This window comes from Dyadobacter luticola (genome assembly GCF_005860805.1).
Taxonomy (GTDB): domain Bacteria; phylum Bacteroidota; class Bacteroidia; order Cytophagales; family Spirosomataceae; genus Dyadobacter; species Dyadobacter luticola.
The window spans coordinates 1841628-1860457 of sequence record NZ_VCEJ01000002.1 but is presented as its reverse complement, the minus strand read 5'-3'; the positions used below and the strand labels follow the sequence as shown (position 1 = coordinate 1860457).

The following is an 18830-nucleotide window of genomic DNA, read 5'->3' as shown; positions in this document are numbered from 1 at the left end:
CGATACCTCCCGTCACGCAATAATCACCTCAATATTATGCTGCTTCAGCATCCGCAAATCCGCCTCCTCAATCTTATCATCCGTCACCACCTTATTAATCTTATCAAAGCCACAAATAAATGCCAGCCCTGATTTTTTGAATTTGGAGGAGTCGGTGACGATGATGACTTCTTCGGCGATGTCGATCATAATCTGGTTGAGGTAGGCCTCTTCCATGTAGTGGGTGAAAAAGCCCGTGTTGGCCTTGATACCGTCGATTCCCAGGAAAAGTTTGTTGCAGTATAGTTGCTTAAAATTGCGCTCCGCCATCGGGCCGACGAGCGACATCGAGAATTCTTTCAGGTAACCGCCCGGCATATACACCTGCAAATTTTCGTACTGCGCGAGGTTATTTACAATGTCCAGCGCATTACTGATCACAGTCAGGTTTTTAAATTTTTCGAGGTTATTGGAAATCTCAAAAGTCGTCGTGCCCGAGTCCAGAATGATGCTGTCTTCCTCATTGATCAGCGATACAGCTTTCTTGCCAATCAGCCGCTTGATGTCGTGGTTAATGTTCCTTTTTTCGGTAACGGTCAGGGCTATGTTGTTGGTTTTGAACGCCCCGCCATGAGCCCGCACCAGCAGATTGCTATTTTCCAGCTTGTCCAGATCATTGCGGATCGTAACTTCACTCACTTCCAGCATTTCACTTAAATCATTCACATTCACTTCACCCAGTTCATCGAGTTTTTGCAAGATTAGCGAACGACGCTGCGCAGTCTTTTTCATGGAATTAAATTCATTTTAGTTGTAAATGTAGCAACATTCGGGCAAATGCTGGTGCAAAAGCCAGCCGGAACAAGTTCAGGAGTTCAGCCGCTTTTCCGTTTCATCGGCATGCGCAAAAGCCCGGTGCACTTCAATGATTTTCTCGATCCGGTTGAGGATCAGCGCCATCATCTCCTTCGGGAATGTGGCCTCGACGATGATCAGTTTCAGGTTTTCGTCTTCCGTTTTGAAAATCTGAATGTAATGAACATCAAACCGGCTTTTGCCAAAAGTCTGCAAAATCCGGCTCAAAACGTTGTTTACGTCGCTGGCATAGATCGATATCCGGCTCGGTCCGGCAAACTGGTTTTCCATCGGATCTATTTTTTGACTTTCACAGTAAAAGAAACCCGCTTTGTTTCATGGATAAATGAATGCGCCCCATGACTGTCCCGACGCGTGTTCCCGGTTTTGGGGTATTCATAAATGCCATAAAATTTGATTTCACGCCCGTCCGGGCAATCTTTTTTGATCTGCACCTGCGAAGTAAGCCGCTGCGCACCTGACCAGTCGGCGCGGGCGAAAAACAGCATGCGTCGGTTTTCCATCATGACATAAGGATCTCCGGTAAAAAGTTGCAGCCCAAAATCATGCAGCGAATCCAGGTCCGATTTTGTAAAAATGCTGATCCACTCGCCCGGATTGACGGTTCCGTCCCCATTTCCTTCGCCGACCCGTGTTTGGTTTTCGACTTCGAGATTGACATTGTGACCATCTGCAATTTCAAATTTTGTCAATGTTTTTTCTGGTGAATAAAAGGGTACTTCCAGCAAAAACTGATCTTTTTTGCCTTGATAAGTGAGTAATAATTTCAGCTTCGCGCGGTCCAGATTGGCATTCCGAGAGTGAATTCTAAATGCAGTCTTATCATACAGAGTACCTTGCAAAATCTTTCCAAACGCAATCGCGGGATCCATCACCTCGACATCTTCATCCTGCGCAATCAGCTCCATGCGTACCGAATCGACCGCCGCCCCGCCTTTGTTGAATAAAAGCGGATTTAATGTAACGATCTCCCCAACACCAGGCATCTGCCGGTCGAGTGTATAGGTTGCCAGGGTAATGTGTCCGGGATCCCCGTTTTTGTAAATTCCGATGTTAGTTTGTTCACTGGTTCCCTGCCACTGAATGCGGCCATTTTTGTCACTACGGACATTGATGCGGGAGATTTTCCGAGTGTCAACGTTAAGTTGTATTAATTCAAAATTGGCATTTGGGGCGTAAATACTGTCAGTCTTAATCTGCACAAAAAGGTTCGGCACGGTCGGGCCGTCGGGGAGCCATTTTTTTGTTTGCAAATTAAAACCTTCCCGCCGCACATCGTCCAGGACGGTAAAGCCTGGGATTTTCCGGTCGGTTTTTACTTCATAATTCCAGACCGAAAAGTTAGGATATACATCGATATGATGCCATTTATCCGGCTTTGCCAGCGGCATGCGGAAGTAATGCATGTGAAAATCAAACTGACTTTTGATATTCACCGCATTGTGAAAACCGCGGAAATAGCCGATGCCGTAATGCCAGCTCTCGTAATTCAGCTCCAAAGTTTTATAGGCGTCGTCAATTTCCTGGTCGTGCTGGCGCAAAAAATCCTTGCTGCCGAGGTGCATTCGGATCGGCATACCCACAAAATTCCGCCCCATTTCTTTAAAGGGCGTATAAATCTGCAAAGCTTTCGGCCCGACCGTAAAAGAAGCGGACGGACAGAAAAACGAGGCGCTCGAAAGCAAATGCGGATATTTGGAAGCCACAAGCATTGACATAAACCCGCCCATGCTCAACCCGGAAACTGCGCGCGCTTCCCGGTACGCTTTGGTGCGGTAATGTGCATCTATGTACTCCACAAATTCCGGGAAATAGTCAACAAACTGCCGGTCTTCTTTCACCGGCGCAATGTCGTACGGACGGGGATATTGTGCAGGCACATATCCATCCCACTTTGCGATGATTACATCATTGTCAGCCACATAGCTCGTAAAATTATCAACCGAGTCCGGACCAGTGCGCTCGTAGTTTCCATTAAAATCATCATAATATCGCGCCTCGCCCGAGCGGGAAACTTCCCCCTCCGCGGGACCATTAAACCGCCCGGCATTCCCATGAAAATAGTAAATCACCGGATACCGCCGCTCGGGATGCTGGTGGTAATCCGCAGGCAAAATCAGCCGAAAGTTGCGATCTTCTTTAAATACTTTGCTATAATGTTTTCCATCTTCAATAATGCCTTTTCCCCGTAACTGCTGCGCCTGAACGTGCGCCAAGGTAAAAGCTAACAATGTTGTCAGTAATGTTGCCAGGCGGACATTGTATTTGAAAAAGTGAAATGCAGGTTTTGAAGAAGTCATCATGTATTATTTGCTCAAAGTCTTGCGTGTATCCGCGAGGTCCAGTATCCTGAAAAACAAAGCGGTAAGATTATACTTATCGTCCCCGATCAATTCCGGTTTAAGCCGCTCCGATTGCGCCTGATCATCTTGCGATTTAGCTAATACCCACTTCACCTCCGGCGCATCCGAGCCCTGGGTAATGTCCCATTTTCCAAGCGAATCCTGCTCTGCTTTCCAGTTATTCAGGTATTTCAAAGCTTCATCTTTTTTGCCTGCATCTTGCAGCACCTTCACGCCGAGATAGTTACTGAGCGCATTGCGGTTACTTTCCTTGCTGCCATGCAACGAATAGTTCGTGATTTCCTGCTCGTATTGCGCCGCGTTTTGGGTATGGCCCAGCTGCGTTTCGCAGTAGGCCGCCAGGTAATCCATCAGCCGGTTGTCCGGTTCATGCGGTTTGCCGGTGCCCAGATTCTCAGGCCAGAGCCGGGCTCTTTCAAGAGATTTGAATGCATCTTTAAATTTTTTCTTTTCTGCTAAATCCAGTGCTTGCGCCAGGTTGGCGAGCAGATATATATTGTGCCCCTCACGTGCGCCTTCCTGCGGCAGGATCTGCGTTTTTGCCAAAACTTGCAGGCTGGCGTCAAACTTACCTGCACCCCAAAGCGTCTTGGCGTAGTCAATCCCAATCACCGGATTATCGGTGAAGTGCTCGTAGGCTTTTTTTGCATTTTCCAGACCTTTATCCTGCGCATTTTTAGCATTGAAAAATTCAGTCAGATAATGCCAGCTGCGCCATTCTTTGGGATTTAGCTGGTTGGCTTTTTCAAAATCATGCTGCGCCTCTTCTTTTGAAACCGCGTCGTCTTGGAAAAGAATGCCTCTTGCAATGTAAAACGGTGCATAGTCGGGCTCATTTTTGCAGGCTGCAAATTGCGTTTTAGCATTCTCCTTATCGCCAATGTGCCAGTAAATCAGGCCAAGATAGTAGCGGTTTTTCCAGTGCGCATTTTGTTTTTCAGCCCAGATCAAAACAGGAATACTTTCCAGTCTAAAAGGAAAAACCCGCTCCGGGGACATTTGAATGGCATCTTGTAAATGCTTTTTGCTCTCACCAGCAGCCGAGTCACGCGTCAGATAGGCCAGCCAGTAAGATATAGTAGGGTAGGCGGGCGCGAGTTCAAGCGCTTTTTTCGCTTCCCGATTTTGGCCCTCGTTCACATAATCCATCGCCAATTCCAGGTACGTTTCGTGCGGCAGCTCATTGCGGATTGCCTGCTGAAAAAGGGTTTGGTTTTCCTTTGTTGGCGCGAGCAGATATTGCTCAAAATGTGCGTAATGATTGAGTGGATCGACTTCCAGCAAATCTTTCCAGACCTGCGCTGCCTTTTCGATTTTATTTAATTTCCGGAGCGCCGTGCCCAGAAGCTGGTAGGCCACCAGGTTATTTCGGTTGTAATCCAGCGCTTTCTGAGCATCGTGCTCGGCTTTTTCAAAATCCTGCTTTTGCAATGCAATCCCCGCGAGCTGCGCGTATGCGCCCGAGCGATATTCCATCGTCCATGTCGCTACGGACAATGCTTCTTCCGCTTTGGTAAGGTCGCCAAGCTTCCGGTAAAGTGCTCCGTATAAATAGTTTGCGCCGCCCTGGTAGGTATTTTCGGCCAACACTTTTTTGGCAAAATCAAGTCCCTGCGCATATTCACCTTTACGATAATGATACTCCGCCAGCCGGATCAATGCGCCACTGTGCGTGGGCTCTTTTTCCAAAACTTTGAGGAAACGTAGGTGCGCGCCTTCAAAATTGCGCATGGCATTTTCATCTTCGCCCAGCTCAAAAAGCCGCTCTGCGGAATGTGGGTCTTGTTTATCGGCAGAAACGATAGGTCTGTCTAAAATCTTTTCAGGCCGGGTCGCATATACAAGCCGATCATTGCCAATGCTTACGCGAACCGATTTCTGATCAGTATCCGACAGCCGAATTGTTTTTACAAAAACCTCCATCGGCTTCAATTGCAGCGGGTTTTGTAGGATCGTCTTCCCGCTGACCGTCACTTTCAGCGTGTCCTGAATGATGGAAATCGGGTTAATGATGATTTTCAAACTATCCTTGCCCGCCACCACATTCAACGTCCCATAAGGCGAAGCATCCACCATTCCGCCCGCGCCTTTTACCGGAAACCAGTATTCTGTTTTAGTTTCAGAATAAAATGGTCCGAGCGATTTTTGATTATACGGACTGTGAAACCCGCTTCGCTCCGCCGCCTGGTTGAATGTCACGCCCGACTGTGCCTCAATGTATTGTCCATCTGCATCCGTCAGCAAATCCTCCCAAATCGCACCTTCACGCGCCCGCGACCAGATCCACAATTTCTTGCCCGGCGCATCCGAATAGGGCGACCAGTGGCCGAATCCAAACTTCCGGTCGTGCCAATATCCACCAAACCAGTTCGTTGCCGTCCCCACCACGTGGTAGGACTTGTCGCCGCCCGAATTGTTGTTTTTATAAAAAGACAAATCCACGCCCTTTTCATCCACCGGCCACGGTCTCGCATTCCCATCGTGCCCCACATGATGCGTGCCCGGGAAAAAGAATTGCATATCGTCCGAAGCCCGGAAAGCCGCATTTTCCCACGAAAGATAGGAGTCATGCAAGGGCAGGGGGTTGTACCAAAGGCTCTGCGTTTCAAAATAAGCCTTGTCTTTCGGGAGCACAATTTTGACGCGCCACTGCGTGCGGGAACCCAGATCGAGGCCGCCGACCACGCAGGTTACGCTGCCATCCGGATTGTTTTGCAGCACATAATCCACCGCCGCGGCTGCCCAGGGCGCGTGGCCGAGATCCAGACCAAAGTTGTGCTCAATGCCGCCGCTCGTCCACGGTCCGCGGATGCCGATGGCGCGGAATTTCATGACATGATTGGCGTACACAAATTCCTCACCCGTCGATTTTTCAGTCGCCCCCATCACTTTTCCACCCACTTCCGGCAGTACCTGCACTTTGATGTATGGATTTTCCAGCTCAACAATTTTCCAGTTTTGCGTCGTGCTATTATTGGTATACCCATCAAAAACATAATATGGATAAAACGGCGCGACCTTTTTTCCAATTCCCATCACTGGCAGCGGACTTGGATCCGAAAAAGGATACGTCTTCATGGCCTGCACCTTTTCCGAAATGCTGGCTTTTTGCGCGTGCAAAGCAGGCGAAACCACCATCAAAGCCAGGACAAAACGGGTCATCCTGGCATTTGACGGCAACATAGAGAAGGTAAAAAAGGCACTCACTCGGAAAGTATGAAAGGTTTAGGAATAGACTTGATCTTACTTTTTGCCGGCAGAAATGAGCGCACCCAGCTCCATCCGGACTTTGTGCCACTGCTCCTGATCGTAGCTCCATACATCCAGGTTACCGATGGATTTTTCACCAAAAGGTTCTTTAATGAGCTGATCTACAAGCGCATCTGCACGTTTGGAATTGCCGTCGATCTTTGCCAGCAGGCGTAGGTATTCGTATTCCTGCACCCCGTCGCGCATAGTTTTCAGCCGGATCGACGGGCAGGGTTCGGAGACATTCGGCACCATGCCGGGCTTGTAAATCACCGAGCCGTTTCCGTTGAATGTGCGGTAGGTGAATTCGGCGTCGGCTTCGGAGGCCTCTTTGTAAAAATCTTTCCAGGATTCAGGGTCATACCAGCCGCGTTCCCAGCCGGCGCCCACGCCCCAGCTGATCCAGGAGAAGGTTTTGTATTTCCAGCACGCCCAGCTGATCGCCCGGTCGTTGACCAGTGGCAAATCGATAAATGTCGAGCTGCCGACCCAGCTGTTGAGTTTTGCTTCATAGAGCATCGGACCGTAAAGCCAGTCTTTGATGCCCATTTGCTGATACGTTTGTACAGTATCAATGTTGTAGTTGATGGTATGCGAAGCCCAGTCGGTGACGGATTTACCGATGACATCCATCGCATCTTTATTATAGCCGCCATCCACGCGGAACTTGGCCTCGGGATATTCTTTTTTAAACAAATTCCCGTAAAACACCATCCGCGACCAGGCTTCCGGGAAATAGGATTCGTCCAGACCATTCAGATAAACCGTCAGCAGCGTTTTTTTCGGGTCCACCATCGGCAGCAAATGCTGACGCACCTGCTTGATCGCGCTCGTGTAAATCGCCTGATTGGCCGCCTTGCGCTCTACTTCGGGCTTGCCAATGTCCGGCCAGCCGGCAGTACCATGTTTTCCATACACATCAAAAGGCAATGCAAATGTTTCCAGCGGCTCGCCGTAGCCGGGGCCGTCTTTGTAGCCCTGCGCCTCGGTGAAAGCAGCGCCGGTGAGGTATTTTTTTAGTCGCTTATCAAACTTATCCCACTGAATGTCCACTTTCCCGTTTTTGACCTGGATTTCCGGATCATAAGTCGGGTCCATGAGCGAAATGCGGTTTCTTTTAAAAAGTTGATAGACTGCCAGTTCCTGCTTTTCATCCATCCGGCTCAAAAACCCTTCATGCTGCAAACTGGCTTTGAAAGCATTTTCATTTGGCAGCTCAAAATCCCAGACTGTCAGGCTAATCGGGATTTGCTTTTTAACATTACCAATTGTGGCCGTGATTATGCTCTGATAGGTGCCAGGTTTTGCCTTCTGCACATCGAGCGGAATAAACTGATCCACCCAAACAATCTGTGACTTTTGGTTGGTAATGCGGTTATTAAAGTCAGGCAGGTTAAAAGGGTACACCCAGCGGCCGTGGACTTTGGCGGAGTCAGTTTGGAGAAATTTAAATGGGATCAGCGCATCGGGATACCAGCCTTTGCCGAGGGTGGCCCTTGGGTAGCCGGTGCTGGTACTCAGCACATTCACCGACCATTCCAGAAAAAGCTCGGGTTGAATGTTCAGTTCTGTACTGCCATTTTTAAAAGGCGTCATTTCCAGCTGAATGCCCGTCAGCTCGGCATCCGACGCATTGGTTAAAACCAGCTGAAACGAGACATATTCCCCGCGCGCGCCGTGCAATGCCACCTGCTTGCCGTCGTAAATCCAGTTTTTATCCAGCAGATTTCCCTTGCCCAATGCATTGGCCGGCACGCCTTTGAACCGGTGTTCGATAATCTCATTATTCACCGGGTCGAGCCGTACGGAGGATGGCAATGCGCGCAGCAGCCAGGGATCGGCAGCAAACGATATATTCGCACTGGTAAATGCGGTTAATGTTAAAAAACAAAGGATCAGTTTTGCAAATCGGGTCATAGCAGGTTTAGGAATAGATCTCGCATGTTTATTTTTCGACTGGAAAAACCATTAGCTGGCTCAATGCCTCATTTTCGCCGATGACCATGTATTTGCCATCCGCCGACGCAGCCAGCGTACTCAGCTGAAAGCCCCGCCACATAATGCCTTGCTCAATGCCAGGCGCAACCATTGTAAATTCTGGATTGCCCAAATCAACAAAACCAGCGCCTTTTTCATCATAATAAAACAAATGGGAATACCCTGGTGCGCCGCCCGCCAGGCCGTACAGTTTACCATCACCCCCGAAAGCCAGCGCCTGTAAGCGTGGCATCATCGTCGGTTTGCCGAGATTTTTAATTTTTTTGGTAGTTGGATCCAGCACAAATAACTGACCGTCACCCGCATTGCCACCGTAAAGTCTTCCGTCAGGCGCCTTCGCCCAGGCTTCTACCTGGCCCAGCACTTCCCGTCCCCAAACGGCAGGCAGCGGGTTTTCAAGAAACTCAAATGTTTTTTTATTAGGATCAAAAGCGAAAACCCGGTTGCCAGCCGTGCTGCCGTAAACAATCCCTGCATTATCCAGAATCAGCGATTTGCACAAATAAACTTCCGGTCCGACTGCATATTCATGCAGGTTGTTCAACTCCTTTTCTTTGGGTGCTACGTCGTCGTAAACCTGTGTTTTTTTACTGGCAATGTTGTAGGTAAAAAATCGTCCGCTGGGATAACTAATGCCATATAGCTCAGTGCCTTGCGTGTTGCTGAGTAATGTAAAAATACCTTCCCCGGCGACAGGCGCGCCCAGGTCTTTAACCTCTATCACATCGCCGCTGCCAAGGCTTACCTGTATTAAATGTCCGGCTTGTGGATTTTTGGTCGTATGCGGCATGGTACCTGCATACAGCACATTTCCTGCACCTTTGCAAAACCCGGTTGCAATGCTTTTTTGTCCGGGGATAATGTCCTGCAAGTCCTTGGTAGTAACCAGTTTCCGGTCGGAAAGTGATGCGATAAAAAGATATGGAGACAAACCTTCTTCTGCCGTCGTTCCGCCAATCACCCGGTCGCCTTGCACGTGCAGGGAGGTGATCGCATTGCGGTACATGGGCAGGCGTTTTTCGGCGCTATTGGGCAGTGAAACCTCAATCGCAAATGCTTCTTTGGGTGTGAAAAAGGTATACTGCGCCAGCAGCGGGCTTGCAGAGGCGAGCAGTAAGACCGGCAATACTATTTTGGTAAAGATTTTCATTTCCGGATTTCTTTTTCAGGGTTGAACTGGATCATAAAAGGGCGGGTGTTATCGCCCACGCCGGAAGGGTTGCGGCGGGCCGCGAAGTAGAGGTTGCCGTCTTTGTCCCGGATGTCATAGCCGGTGGCCTCTGTGATCTCCGTCGAAGGATAGGTTTTTAAAATGACCGATTTCCTCGTTGCCGGATCGAATTCCATCAGGACCGTTTTGTCTTTCAAAACATAATTGTCGTGGCCGCCAATGATGTAATAAAGCTTTCCGTTTTTGCCAATGTTCAGGTTCGGCACATACGGTCCCCAAGCGTCTTCTTTGCCGGTATCAAACACACCGCCCAGGTCTTCTACTTTGCCAATGCCTTCTTTCTGAGGATGAAATGCAATTACTTTTGCGCCGTACGTAATCAGGTAAATGATACCTTTGGCCTCGTCTTTGGCAAAAGCGGTAATGCCGGTGATGATTTTGGAGCCAGGCGTGCCGGGAAATGCGGGCAAACTTTCCCGGGCGAAAACCAGGCTTTCGCTGTCCTTTTCATATTTCACCAGTCGCTGCCGCCAGTCCACATAATAGCAGTTTCCCCACCAATCTGTAAACAGTACTCGCGGCACGTGCGAGCTGGCCAGTCGGCCAAGGTCGCGCATTTTATTTTTTTCAGGATTATAAACTAAAAAATGCGCCTGCGGGTAAGTAATCGCATATAATGTTCCTGTTTTCGGGTCGATATCGACATCCTTGATGCTCTCATACTGCATGCCGATCCCCAGATTTTTCAAACCATTCTTAGGATCCCACTTCATGATAAAACCGCCCGCATAACCCTGCGGATGCTCCATCAGATATTCCTCCCGCGACTCGCCGCCGTCCGTCGAAAAGTAAATGGAACCATCGGGAGCCGCCACGATTTTAGAATGTATTTTTCCCTGCCACTGGTAGGGGCGCAGGTTCGCCATATCCCGGATGAAACCATTGAGCTTCATCACATTTTGTACCGGATTGAAAGTATAAAGACCAATGTTATTGGCATGGTTCGTCACCCCTATGTGCACCGTATTGGCAGCCGCATTATACCCGATCGAACCCCAGGTGGAATGCGCCTCGGGAAAGTCTGGGTATTCGATAAAGGCTACTTGTTTTTCGGAAATGGCAGGTTTCTGGGCGAAAGTGCTGACGGCACACAGCAAGAGTAGCCACACACGGCATATACTTTTCAAAGGGCAGGGGTTTAGGGTTAGAGGTTTAGGCGAAAAGATTAAGTGTTTAGGAAAACCATATTTTAATCATGCTAATATAAAAGAAATAGCATAATCAGCATATAATAACTTTCGAAATCTTTCTTTTTTATTTCATTTAACTTTTTACTTCTTCAAAACCCATGAGAATTGCGGATACGATCGCCAGCGCAATGCCGGCAACGATGACGGGGTGGGGAATGGTTTGGTACAACGCAAGCGAGAGTGCCACGGTGAGTACCGGTGAAAGTGCAGTAGTGATCGGGGCAATGATGATCGCCTTTCCATACCGGAATGCATACACCAGACAAAGTGCGCCAAATGCGTTGAGCGACTGGATGATAGCAGATAAATAAGGCCCTTTTAGTCCCCACTCGATGGGCTGGCTGAAATCGGTGAGATACAATGCAAAAGGGATCAGCAGCACCGACGTGGCCATCATGTAAAAATACAGGCTCTCGGCCGACATAATTTCATTCGCAAACCGCATAATGTATCCCTGCGCGCCCCAGGCAAAGAGCGGGATCGCGACCAGCAGCATCCAGGTATAGCCGCTCACCTGCGTCGCACCCGCCGGCTGGTAGGAGAGCATAAAAATAGACGCCAGTGCCAAACCCACACCGATCCAGCCCATTTTTCCTGTTTTTTCGTGGAGCAGCAAAACTGCCATCAGGATAGTCACGACGGGTGTGAGTGAGAGCAGCGGAAACACCAGATAAGCCGGGGCAATGCGGAGCGTGAAGAAAAGAACAAGCTGTCCGCCCGCTCCAAGCAGTCCCGCAGCTCCGCCCCACAGCATTGCGCGTTTGTTGAAATCGAGCTTCCAGCCTTTCATTTTTAATGCGGCCAGCGAGGCTGGTATCATCGTCAATGCCCAAACAACATAACCCAGTGTGGCAGGAAAACCGTTCTTTTCGGGGATTTCGATGACCGCGCCCCAGACGCCGATGAAGACGACGTGAATGATGACAAAAATCAGCCAACTATTTGTTTTACTGCTCATTAACGGTTGCTTTTACATAAGTATCAAACCACGCGATCATGCGTGTATGCAGGTCGGCTTTGCTGCGGGGTTTCAAATCGGGCCGCCAGCCGTGGCCTTCACCTTTGTACTGGATAAGTCTTGTTTTTACGCCCGCTTTTTTAAGGGCGACGTACATTTCTTCGGCCTGGGAAAATGGTACTTCGTTGTCGGTCTCGCCGTGCAGGAGCAATGTGGGCGTAGTTACTTTGCCGGCATTCCGCAGCGGCGACCATTTCCATAACAGGTCAAACTGCTCGTAGGCCCGGCCGCCAAACTCCGATTCCATCAAAGAATGATATAAAGAAGTGCCCGCAAAACTGACCAGGTTGCTGAGCCCGCCATCGGCGACCGCGGCTTTAAAGCGGGAAGTTTGGGTGACGATCCAGTTGGTCATAAAGCCGCCGTAGCTCTGGCCGGTCACGCCCAGTTGATCCCGGTCCAGCCATGCATTTTGTTCCAAAACGAAGTCCACACCCGACATTAAATCCTGATAATCACCGCCGCCCCAATTTCCAAGCGTACCATTGGAAAATGCCTGTCCATAGCCGTGGCTTCCTCTTGGATTGATAAAAACCACCGCATAACCGGCCTGCGAAAGCAAATGCATGCGCTCATCAAAATCATAGCCAAACATATTATGCGGCCCGCCGTGAATTACCAGAATGAGCGGAGAATGTTGCGTTTCATCAAAATCAACCGGCGGCATCAGCCAGCCTTGCACAAACGTGCTGTCAAAACTTTGGAACCAGAATGTTTCAGCTTCTCTCAAATTTTTTGTTTGTAGCCAATCTGCATTTTCGTGCGTGATCTGCTCGATCTCTTTGCTTTGATTTATCGTTTTAAAAAGCGCTGCCGGATGGTTTGTATCTGATTTTACAAAAACAAAATCCTCTTCGCTGCTATCCAGGCAGAATTCTGTAATGCAGCCGGAACCTCCCTGAATGATTTCAACTGCTTCATTTTCAACATTTACTCGATAGATGGAAGTGCAACCCTGATCACCTGCGAGAAAATAAATGTACTTTCCCAAAGGATGCCAGCGCAGGTGCTCGATCCGCCGGTCAAAGGTTTTGGTGATATAGTGGAATTGGCCTCCTTCTGCGGAAATGAGCGCAATGTGCGTGTCTTCGGCGGTACTGTCATTGGTACCAAATGTGCACGAAACAGCCAGAAATGCAATATTTTTCCCGTCCGGCGACCAGGTTGGCTGGTAAGTTAACCCGGTATGTTCGGTCAGGCGGGTGATGGTTTTGGTTTCAATATCCACTTTCCATACGTCGCTCTGCTGGGTATCATCCGGCTGCGATGAGCGGTTGCTGATGAATGCAATGTGACGGCTGTCGGGCGACCAGGTGGTGGAATGTTCGTTGAATGTACCTAGCGTGAGAGTGACCGGCGTACCGCCCGCCGCAGGAATTACGTAAATGTGCGTATAGGCACGATCGGCATACATTGGCCTGCCGCGGCCGCCTTTTGTTTTATAAAGCAAGTCGTCAAAAATCCGTACTTCTTCGGTTTCGGAGTTTTCTTCGCCAGTAATATCGGCGCTTAGGTAAGCAATGTATTTTCCGTCGGGCGACCAGGTGCAATTCTTGTCGGCCAGGTGATTGAAAAAATAGGTAGAGTCGTGACGCTGCGCTAGAAACCGGCTTTTTTGATCCTGCAAAGCATAAATGTGCAGTTCCCCACTTTCGGTTTCATAGAGTATCTCAGTTCCGTCCGGCGACCATGCATGCGCATTCCCGTGACCCAAAATCTGTTTCTCAGCACTATCAGCCAGCAAAAGTATGATTTCATCATGGTACTCATTTCCGTCCAGATAGGCTACCGACACGTGGTATACCAGATCGTCGGACGCAGGAGAAAGCAGCGGCGCGCCTACCTTTCGGATTTTGTGCAAATCATCTGTCACAAGTCCGCGCGCTGGGGCCTTGGTCTCCGGTGGAATCATAAAAGTGGGTTTAGGAGTGTTTGTCTTGCCAGATGCACCTTATTATATAGATGCCTTCGTGCTAAAATACGATATATTCTCCTGCAATATAGGTGTAACAATAAATAAAGTAAAAGAAAGGTTTAAAATACTTTTTACTTTCGTTTTATGGTGTTTAATTTGAAATGAAATTACATTACGTTTCAGAATCAATATAACCGTCTTCTAATTACCGCTTTAATAATGCAAAAAAATGACATCAGTGTGCTTAAAAGCGGTGGGGAAGCACACACCCAACGTGAAATCCTGTCCCAGCCGGCCTTATGGCAGCAGGTATACCAATTAATCCAGAAAAATAGCAGCGAGATCAGCCGTTTTCTGAATCCGATTTTACAGAACGAAAACCTGCGGATCATCCTGACCGGCGCAGGCACTTCCGGATTCATCGGTGATTCGGCCCAGGGAACATTGCAAAAAATATGGCGCAGGCCGGTGCAGGCGGTACCCACTACGGAGATCGTCACACATCCCGCATCCATTTTTATCCGCCCGGTGCCGACGCTTTTGATATCTTTTGCCCGCTCGGGCAATAGTCCGGAGAGCGCGGAGTCGGTGAAGCTGGCCGATGCACATTGCGACGAGCTTTATCATTTGATTATCACCTGCAATGGTGAGGGCACATTGGCGCAAATGGATACCGTCGCGCCGCAAAGAATTTACCGCATCGTACTGCCCGAGGCAACCAATGATAAGAGCCTGGCGATGACGAGCAGTTTTACCTGCATGCTGCTGAGCGTGCTGCTTGTGGCGCATATCGATGATCTGGAAAAAGAAGCAGAAAAAATCCAGCGCCTGGCGGAACACGGCAATACGATTTTAAAACAAAAATTCCTGCTGGAAACGCTGGTACTGAAAGGTTTCGAGCGGGTAGTGTTCCTGGGCTCCGGCGAAAATCTCGGGATCGCCAAAGAATGTCACTTGAAATTGCTCGAACTGACCGACGGAAAACTGGTATGCATGTCGGACTCATTTCTGGCTTTCCGGCACGGGCCGCGGGCTTTTGTAAATGAAAATACGCTTATAGTGTACCTGTTTTCAAGAAACCCGCACATCATGCGCTACGAGCGCGATCTGGCGGAGGACATTGCGCGGGACCGCCGGGAAATCACCTGCTTGCAAATCGGGGGCGTGGACGACATTTCGCTACCCAACAGCAGCAAAATCGACCTAAGCATTGATCCGCAAAATCCTTATCAGATGATCGCGGCCACGCTGGTCGGACAGTTGCTGGGTTATTACAGCGCGCTGCATCTGGGCATTGATCCCGACAGTCCGTCCAGTTCCGGGTCGATCAGCAGGGTTGTGGAGGGCGTGAATATTTATAAAGAGTAGGTTTTTGAAAAACAGCATATATGATAACCCCGAAACTACTGGTAGCAGGCGAGCTGAATGTGGATCTGATTTTAAATAAAATCCAGGCTTTTCCGCAGGTGGGCAAAGAGCTGCTCGCGGAGGAAATGGATCTGTGCCTGGGAAGTTCTTCGGCGATTATGGCGGCAAACAGTGCTGCGATGGGCGTGGATACGACTTTCTGCGGGGTGGTAGGGGATGATTATTTCGGGGATTTTATTTTAAATGAGCTTGAAAAAAAGTCGGTCAGCCGCCGGCATGTGACCCGGGTAGCAGGCCAGAAAACAGGCTGCACGCTGGTGATGAACTACGCCCAGGACCGTGCCAACATTACCTACCAGGGCGCGATGAATACGCTGACAATCAATCACATTCCCTTTGAAACACCTTCGGATTACCAGCATTTACATATATCAAGCCTTTTTTTGCAAAAAGGACTTTTAAAAGACATTGAGCAGATCCTGAAAAACGCCCGCGCGGCCGGCATGACCACCTCGCTGGATTTGCAGTGGGACCCTACCGAGCAGTGGGCTTTCGACTATGCGCGCTGCCTGCCTTATGTGGATGTTTTTATGCCAAATGAAGCAGAATTACTGGCGCTGACCAGGACAGATTCAATCGGCCACGGCATTGAAAAGCTCCGGCCTTACATGAATACGCTGGCGCTCAAAATGGGGAGAAAAGGCAGTTTGGGCATTTGTGGTGACGAGGAGGTATCCGTTCCCGCTTTTGAGGTGCCGCATTTTGTGGATGCGATCGGGGCGGGGGATTCTTTCAATGCAGGTTTTATTCAAAAATACATGTCCGGGGCGCCGCTGGAAGACTGCCTGCGCGAGGGTAACCTCATGGGCGCGCTCAATACCACGGCCGCGGGCGGCACAGGCGCATTCTGCGACTTCAATACAATCAGCGAAAAAATCAAAGACTTCTGGGGAATCGAATTATGCCTGTCATGAAACTGAAAGAAAAACTGCGCGAATTAACACTGTTGAAAAAGGGCTTGCTGGCCACCAATTATTACGATCTGGAAACATTGCACGGTGTATTACAAGCCGCGGCAGAACTGAAACAGCCTGTTATCCTGCAACTTACCCAGAGTTCGATTGACTACATGGGCCTGAAAACGGCGGTGAGCCTGGGGCGCAACGGACTGGAAGAATTTGGTGTGGAAGGCTGGATCCACCTGGATCACGGCGGCTCGGTGGAACTCGTGCAGCGCTGCCTGGATGCGGGTTTCGATTCGGTGATGATCGATGGAAGTGAGCTGCCTTTTGAGGAGAATGTAAAGCTGACCCGGGAAGTGGTCGAGCGTGCCAAACGCTATGATGTGCACGTGGAAGCGGAGCTTGGATATGTCGCCAAACTGGGCCAGTCGCACCATACCACCGGTTTTACGCAACCCGACGAAGCCGCCGCATTTGTAGAGGAAACCGGCGTGGATGCATTGGCAGTCGCCATCGGCACGGCCCATGGTTTTTATAAGGAAGAACCTAAACTGGACATTGCCCTTTTACGCAAGATCTCTGAAAAAACCGCGGCAACCCTGGTTTTACACGGAAGCTCGGGCGTGCCGCATAATCAGGTTCAGCAGGCGATTTCCAACGGAATCTGCAAAGTGAACCTGGCGACAGAGATCAAGAATATTTTTATGGCGTCATTGAAAGCCGAATTAACCTATAACCAGGACATTGACCTGAGAAAGGTATTTCCCAAAGCGACTTACAAAATTACGGAGCTGGTGAAAACCAAGCTGGAAATGGTGGAGAATGTGCAGGGAGCAACATTAATTTCCAGCGACCACGGTCACGCGTGACAGGGTCGCTGGAAATTATTATTAGTTGTAGCCTGGATTTTGTTTCAGCAGCGGCGCACCGTTTGCCGTGCTCATATCGATCTGATACTGAGGAATCGGAAAGTAATTGTTTTTACCATTAAGGAATTTCCCGCCCGCGAGGTCAGTCGTCACTTTTGATTCATAGTTGAAATAACCATTGATCGCCGTGTCGGCTGCATTCCAGCGCACGAGGTCGAAGAAACGGTGACCTTCCATCGCCAGCTCAATGCCGCGCTCGTAATAAATCGCCTGCAAAACACCAGCCTTACCTTTCGCCGCCAATGTGCCGGTCGGGTAAGGTTTTATCACATAATTCGCGGCAGGTGTTGTGGAAAAACCGGCAAGTGGATTCGCGTTCGTAACATATTGATACAACCAGCCAGCTTTGTCCGCCGCCCGGTTTCTTACACGGTTTACATACTCTTCGGCTTTTGCAAGGCTTCCTGCATTGGCTTCCGCCTCGGCCGCCATGAGCAGCACATCTGCAAAACGGATCACCAGCACATTGATGGCATTACCCGGTGCCCATGAGCTGAGGTCGGCGTACAAATCCTGCGTTTTCTGACGATGAATGTTCTTTTTCGGCGCATACGGGCCACCATAAGGCTGGTCGCGTACCCAGTTCATGCCTGGATAAATGCCCCAGTCATGGTAAGGAATGCCGCGGCGGCCCACTGTCCAGTCGAGGCGGGGATCGAGGTTACCTGCGTCTGGCGTAAATGGTGCTGCCGACGTCAGTTTCATGTCATTTTTCACCGCGTGACTGTTGTAATCCGTCAGGTAAGGCAGGCCGCTCGCGTCCGTCCGATACATATTTACCAGCATTTGAGAAGGTTGGAAAAATCCGCAGCAGGCAAACGGTGCGCCGGTACCATAAGGAAAATTGAGCATACTACCCTGGTTTGCATTCGTAATGTCGAGCGTACCATCATTGGCCACCATCTGAATTGCAAAAACCGATTCCGCGTTATTTTTCGTCGCCGCGTCAAAGTTGTCTTTGAATGACACCAGTTCATATTTCAGACCATTGCTCGTCACGCCGCTGCCGATCACTTCGGTGAAAACCTTTACCGCTTCCGCAAATTTCTTTTCGTAGAGATAAGTTTTGCCCAGGTAAGCACCCGCAGCCCATTTGTTTGCACGGCCCACCAGGTCCTGTGTAGCAGGCAGTTTTTCATAAGCCATCTGAAAATCCGCTTCGATCATCGGCCAGATATCCTTGTCATTCGGCTGGTTGAAATCGGTCGTGGTCTCGTCGATCCACGGCACCATATTCCACATTTTTTTCAGCTCGAAATAGTAATGTCCGCGCAGGAAACGCGCCTGGGCTTCCAAGGCGGACTTTTCCTCATCCGTCATGTCGGTTACCAGCGCCAAGACTCTCAAAACCGTATTGGACCGCGTCACACCTTCGTAAAGCGCTTTCCATTTGGTATTATAAAAACCATTGTCAGCGCCGGAAGTGAATGTTGCGATGGCATTGATCGGCGTCTGGTCGCCGCCGTCGCTGCCTTTGTGCGCATCGCCGCCGGGTATCGCGCCGTACACCCAGTTATCCGGCGGGGATTCCCAGCCGCTGCCGCCGGTAAAATCGCCCTGTCCGTCCAGCGCCGCATAAGCGCCGGTGAGCAGGCCGTCCACGCCTTTTTTCGTCGCCAGCACCTCGTCACTCAATGCGCCCTGCACTGGTTTGTCGAGAAACTGGTCTTTGCAACTTTGTAAAAACAGCAGGCTGCCCATCAAGCAAAAGGCGGCCATATATCTTGTTAACTTTTTCATATTGCGTATCGC

The 18830-nt window shown here is 49.7% G+C and carries 13 protein-coding genes; 3 read left to right on the top strand and 10 right to left on the bottom strand.

Features of this window, described 5'->3' with window-relative positions:
* Positions 1-12: 12 nt before the first annotated feature.
* From agaR to FEN17_RS07735, 9 genes are all read right to left on the bottom strand, one after another.
* Positions 13-771 (bottom strand): transcriptional repressor AgaR, encoded by a 759-nt coding sequence (gene agaR, locus FEN17_RS07775; protein WP_138364701.1) that lies wholly within the window; start codon positions 769-771, stop codon positions 13-15.
* 75 nt (positions 772-846) lie between these two features.
* Complete coding sequence (locus FEN17_RS07770; RefSeq protein ID WP_138364700.1) at positions 847-1125, bottom strand: ACT domain-containing protein; 279 nt, start codon at positions 1123-1125, stop codon at positions 847-849.
* Positions 1126-1130: 5 nt separating this feature from the next.
* A complete protein-coding gene (locus FEN17_RS07765) occupies positions 1131-3158 on the bottom strand; it encodes an alpha/beta hydrolase (protein ID WP_138364699.1) in 2028 nt (675 codons plus the stop codon).
* A gap of 3 nt (positions 3159-3161) precedes the next feature.
* Positions 3162-6380 carry a DUF5107 domain-containing protein gene (locus tag FEN17_RS07760; protein WP_171037870.1) on the bottom strand — a complete coding sequence of 1073 codons (3219 nt, stop codon included), beginning with the start codon at positions 6378-6380 and terminating at the stop codon, positions 3162-3164.
* A gap of 81 nt (positions 6381-6461) precedes the next feature.
* Positions 6462-8384: a glycoside hydrolase domain-containing protein gene (locus FEN17_RS07755; protein ID WP_138364697.1), complete on the bottom strand. Its 1923-nt coding sequence runs from the start codon at positions 8382-8384 to the stop codon at positions 6462-6464.
* Positions 8385-8412: 28 nt separating this feature from the next.
* Positions 8413-9615 (bottom strand): NHL repeat-containing protein, encoded by a 1203-nt coding sequence (locus FEN17_RS07750; protein WP_138364696.1) that lies wholly within the window; start codon positions 9613-9615, stop codon positions 8413-8415.
* Complete coding sequence (locus tag FEN17_RS07745; protein WP_138364695.1) at positions 9612-10823, bottom strand: hypothetical protein; 1212 nt, start codon at positions 10821-10823, stop codon at positions 9612-9614. Before FEN17_RS07745 ends, FEN17_RS07750 begins: the two co-directional genes overlap by 4 nt.
* Before the next feature lie 136 nt (positions 10824-10959).
* Entirely contained in the window at positions 10960-11844 is an 885-nt protein-coding gene (locus FEN17_RS07740; protein WP_138364694.1) for a DMT family transporter, read from the bottom strand.
* Positions 11834-13816, bottom strand: coding sequence for a S9 family peptidase (locus FEN17_RS07735; protein WP_138364693.1), 1983 nt, complete (start codon positions 13814-13816; stop codon positions 11834-11836). Before FEN17_RS07735 ends, FEN17_RS07740 begins: the two co-directional genes overlap by 11 nt.
* A gap of 222 nt (positions 13817-14038) precedes the next feature.
* On the opposite strand from FEN17_RS07735, the gene FEN17_RS07730 reads away from it, so the two are divergent.
* From FEN17_RS07730 to FEN17_RS07720, 3 genes are read left to right on the top strand one after another with little or no spacing between them, the layout of a single operon-like run.
* Complete coding sequence (locus FEN17_RS07730; protein ID WP_138364692.1) at positions 14039-15187, top strand: SIS domain-containing protein; 1149 nt, start codon at positions 14039-14041, stop codon at positions 15185-15187.
* Positions 15188-15207: 20 nt separating this feature from the next.
* Entirely contained in the window at positions 15208-16161 is a 954-nt protein-coding gene (locus FEN17_RS07725) for a carbohydrate kinase family protein (protein ID WP_138364691.1), read from the top strand.
* A complete protein-coding gene (locus tag FEN17_RS07720; RefSeq protein WP_138364690.1) occupies positions 16158-17018 on the top strand; it encodes a class II fructose-bisphosphate aldolase in 861 nt (286 codons plus the stop codon). The genes FEN17_RS07725 and FEN17_RS07720 overlap by 4 nt, the downstream gene beginning before the upstream one ends.
* Before the next feature lie 21 nt (positions 17019-17039).
* On the opposite strand, the gene FEN17_RS07715 is transcribed toward FEN17_RS07720, so the two are convergent.
* Positions 17040-18818, bottom strand: coding sequence for a RagB/SusD family nutrient uptake outer membrane protein (locus tag FEN17_RS07715; protein WP_138364689.1), 1779 nt, complete (start codon positions 18816-18818; stop codon positions 17040-17042).
* Positions 18819-18830: the final 12 nt, after the last annotated feature.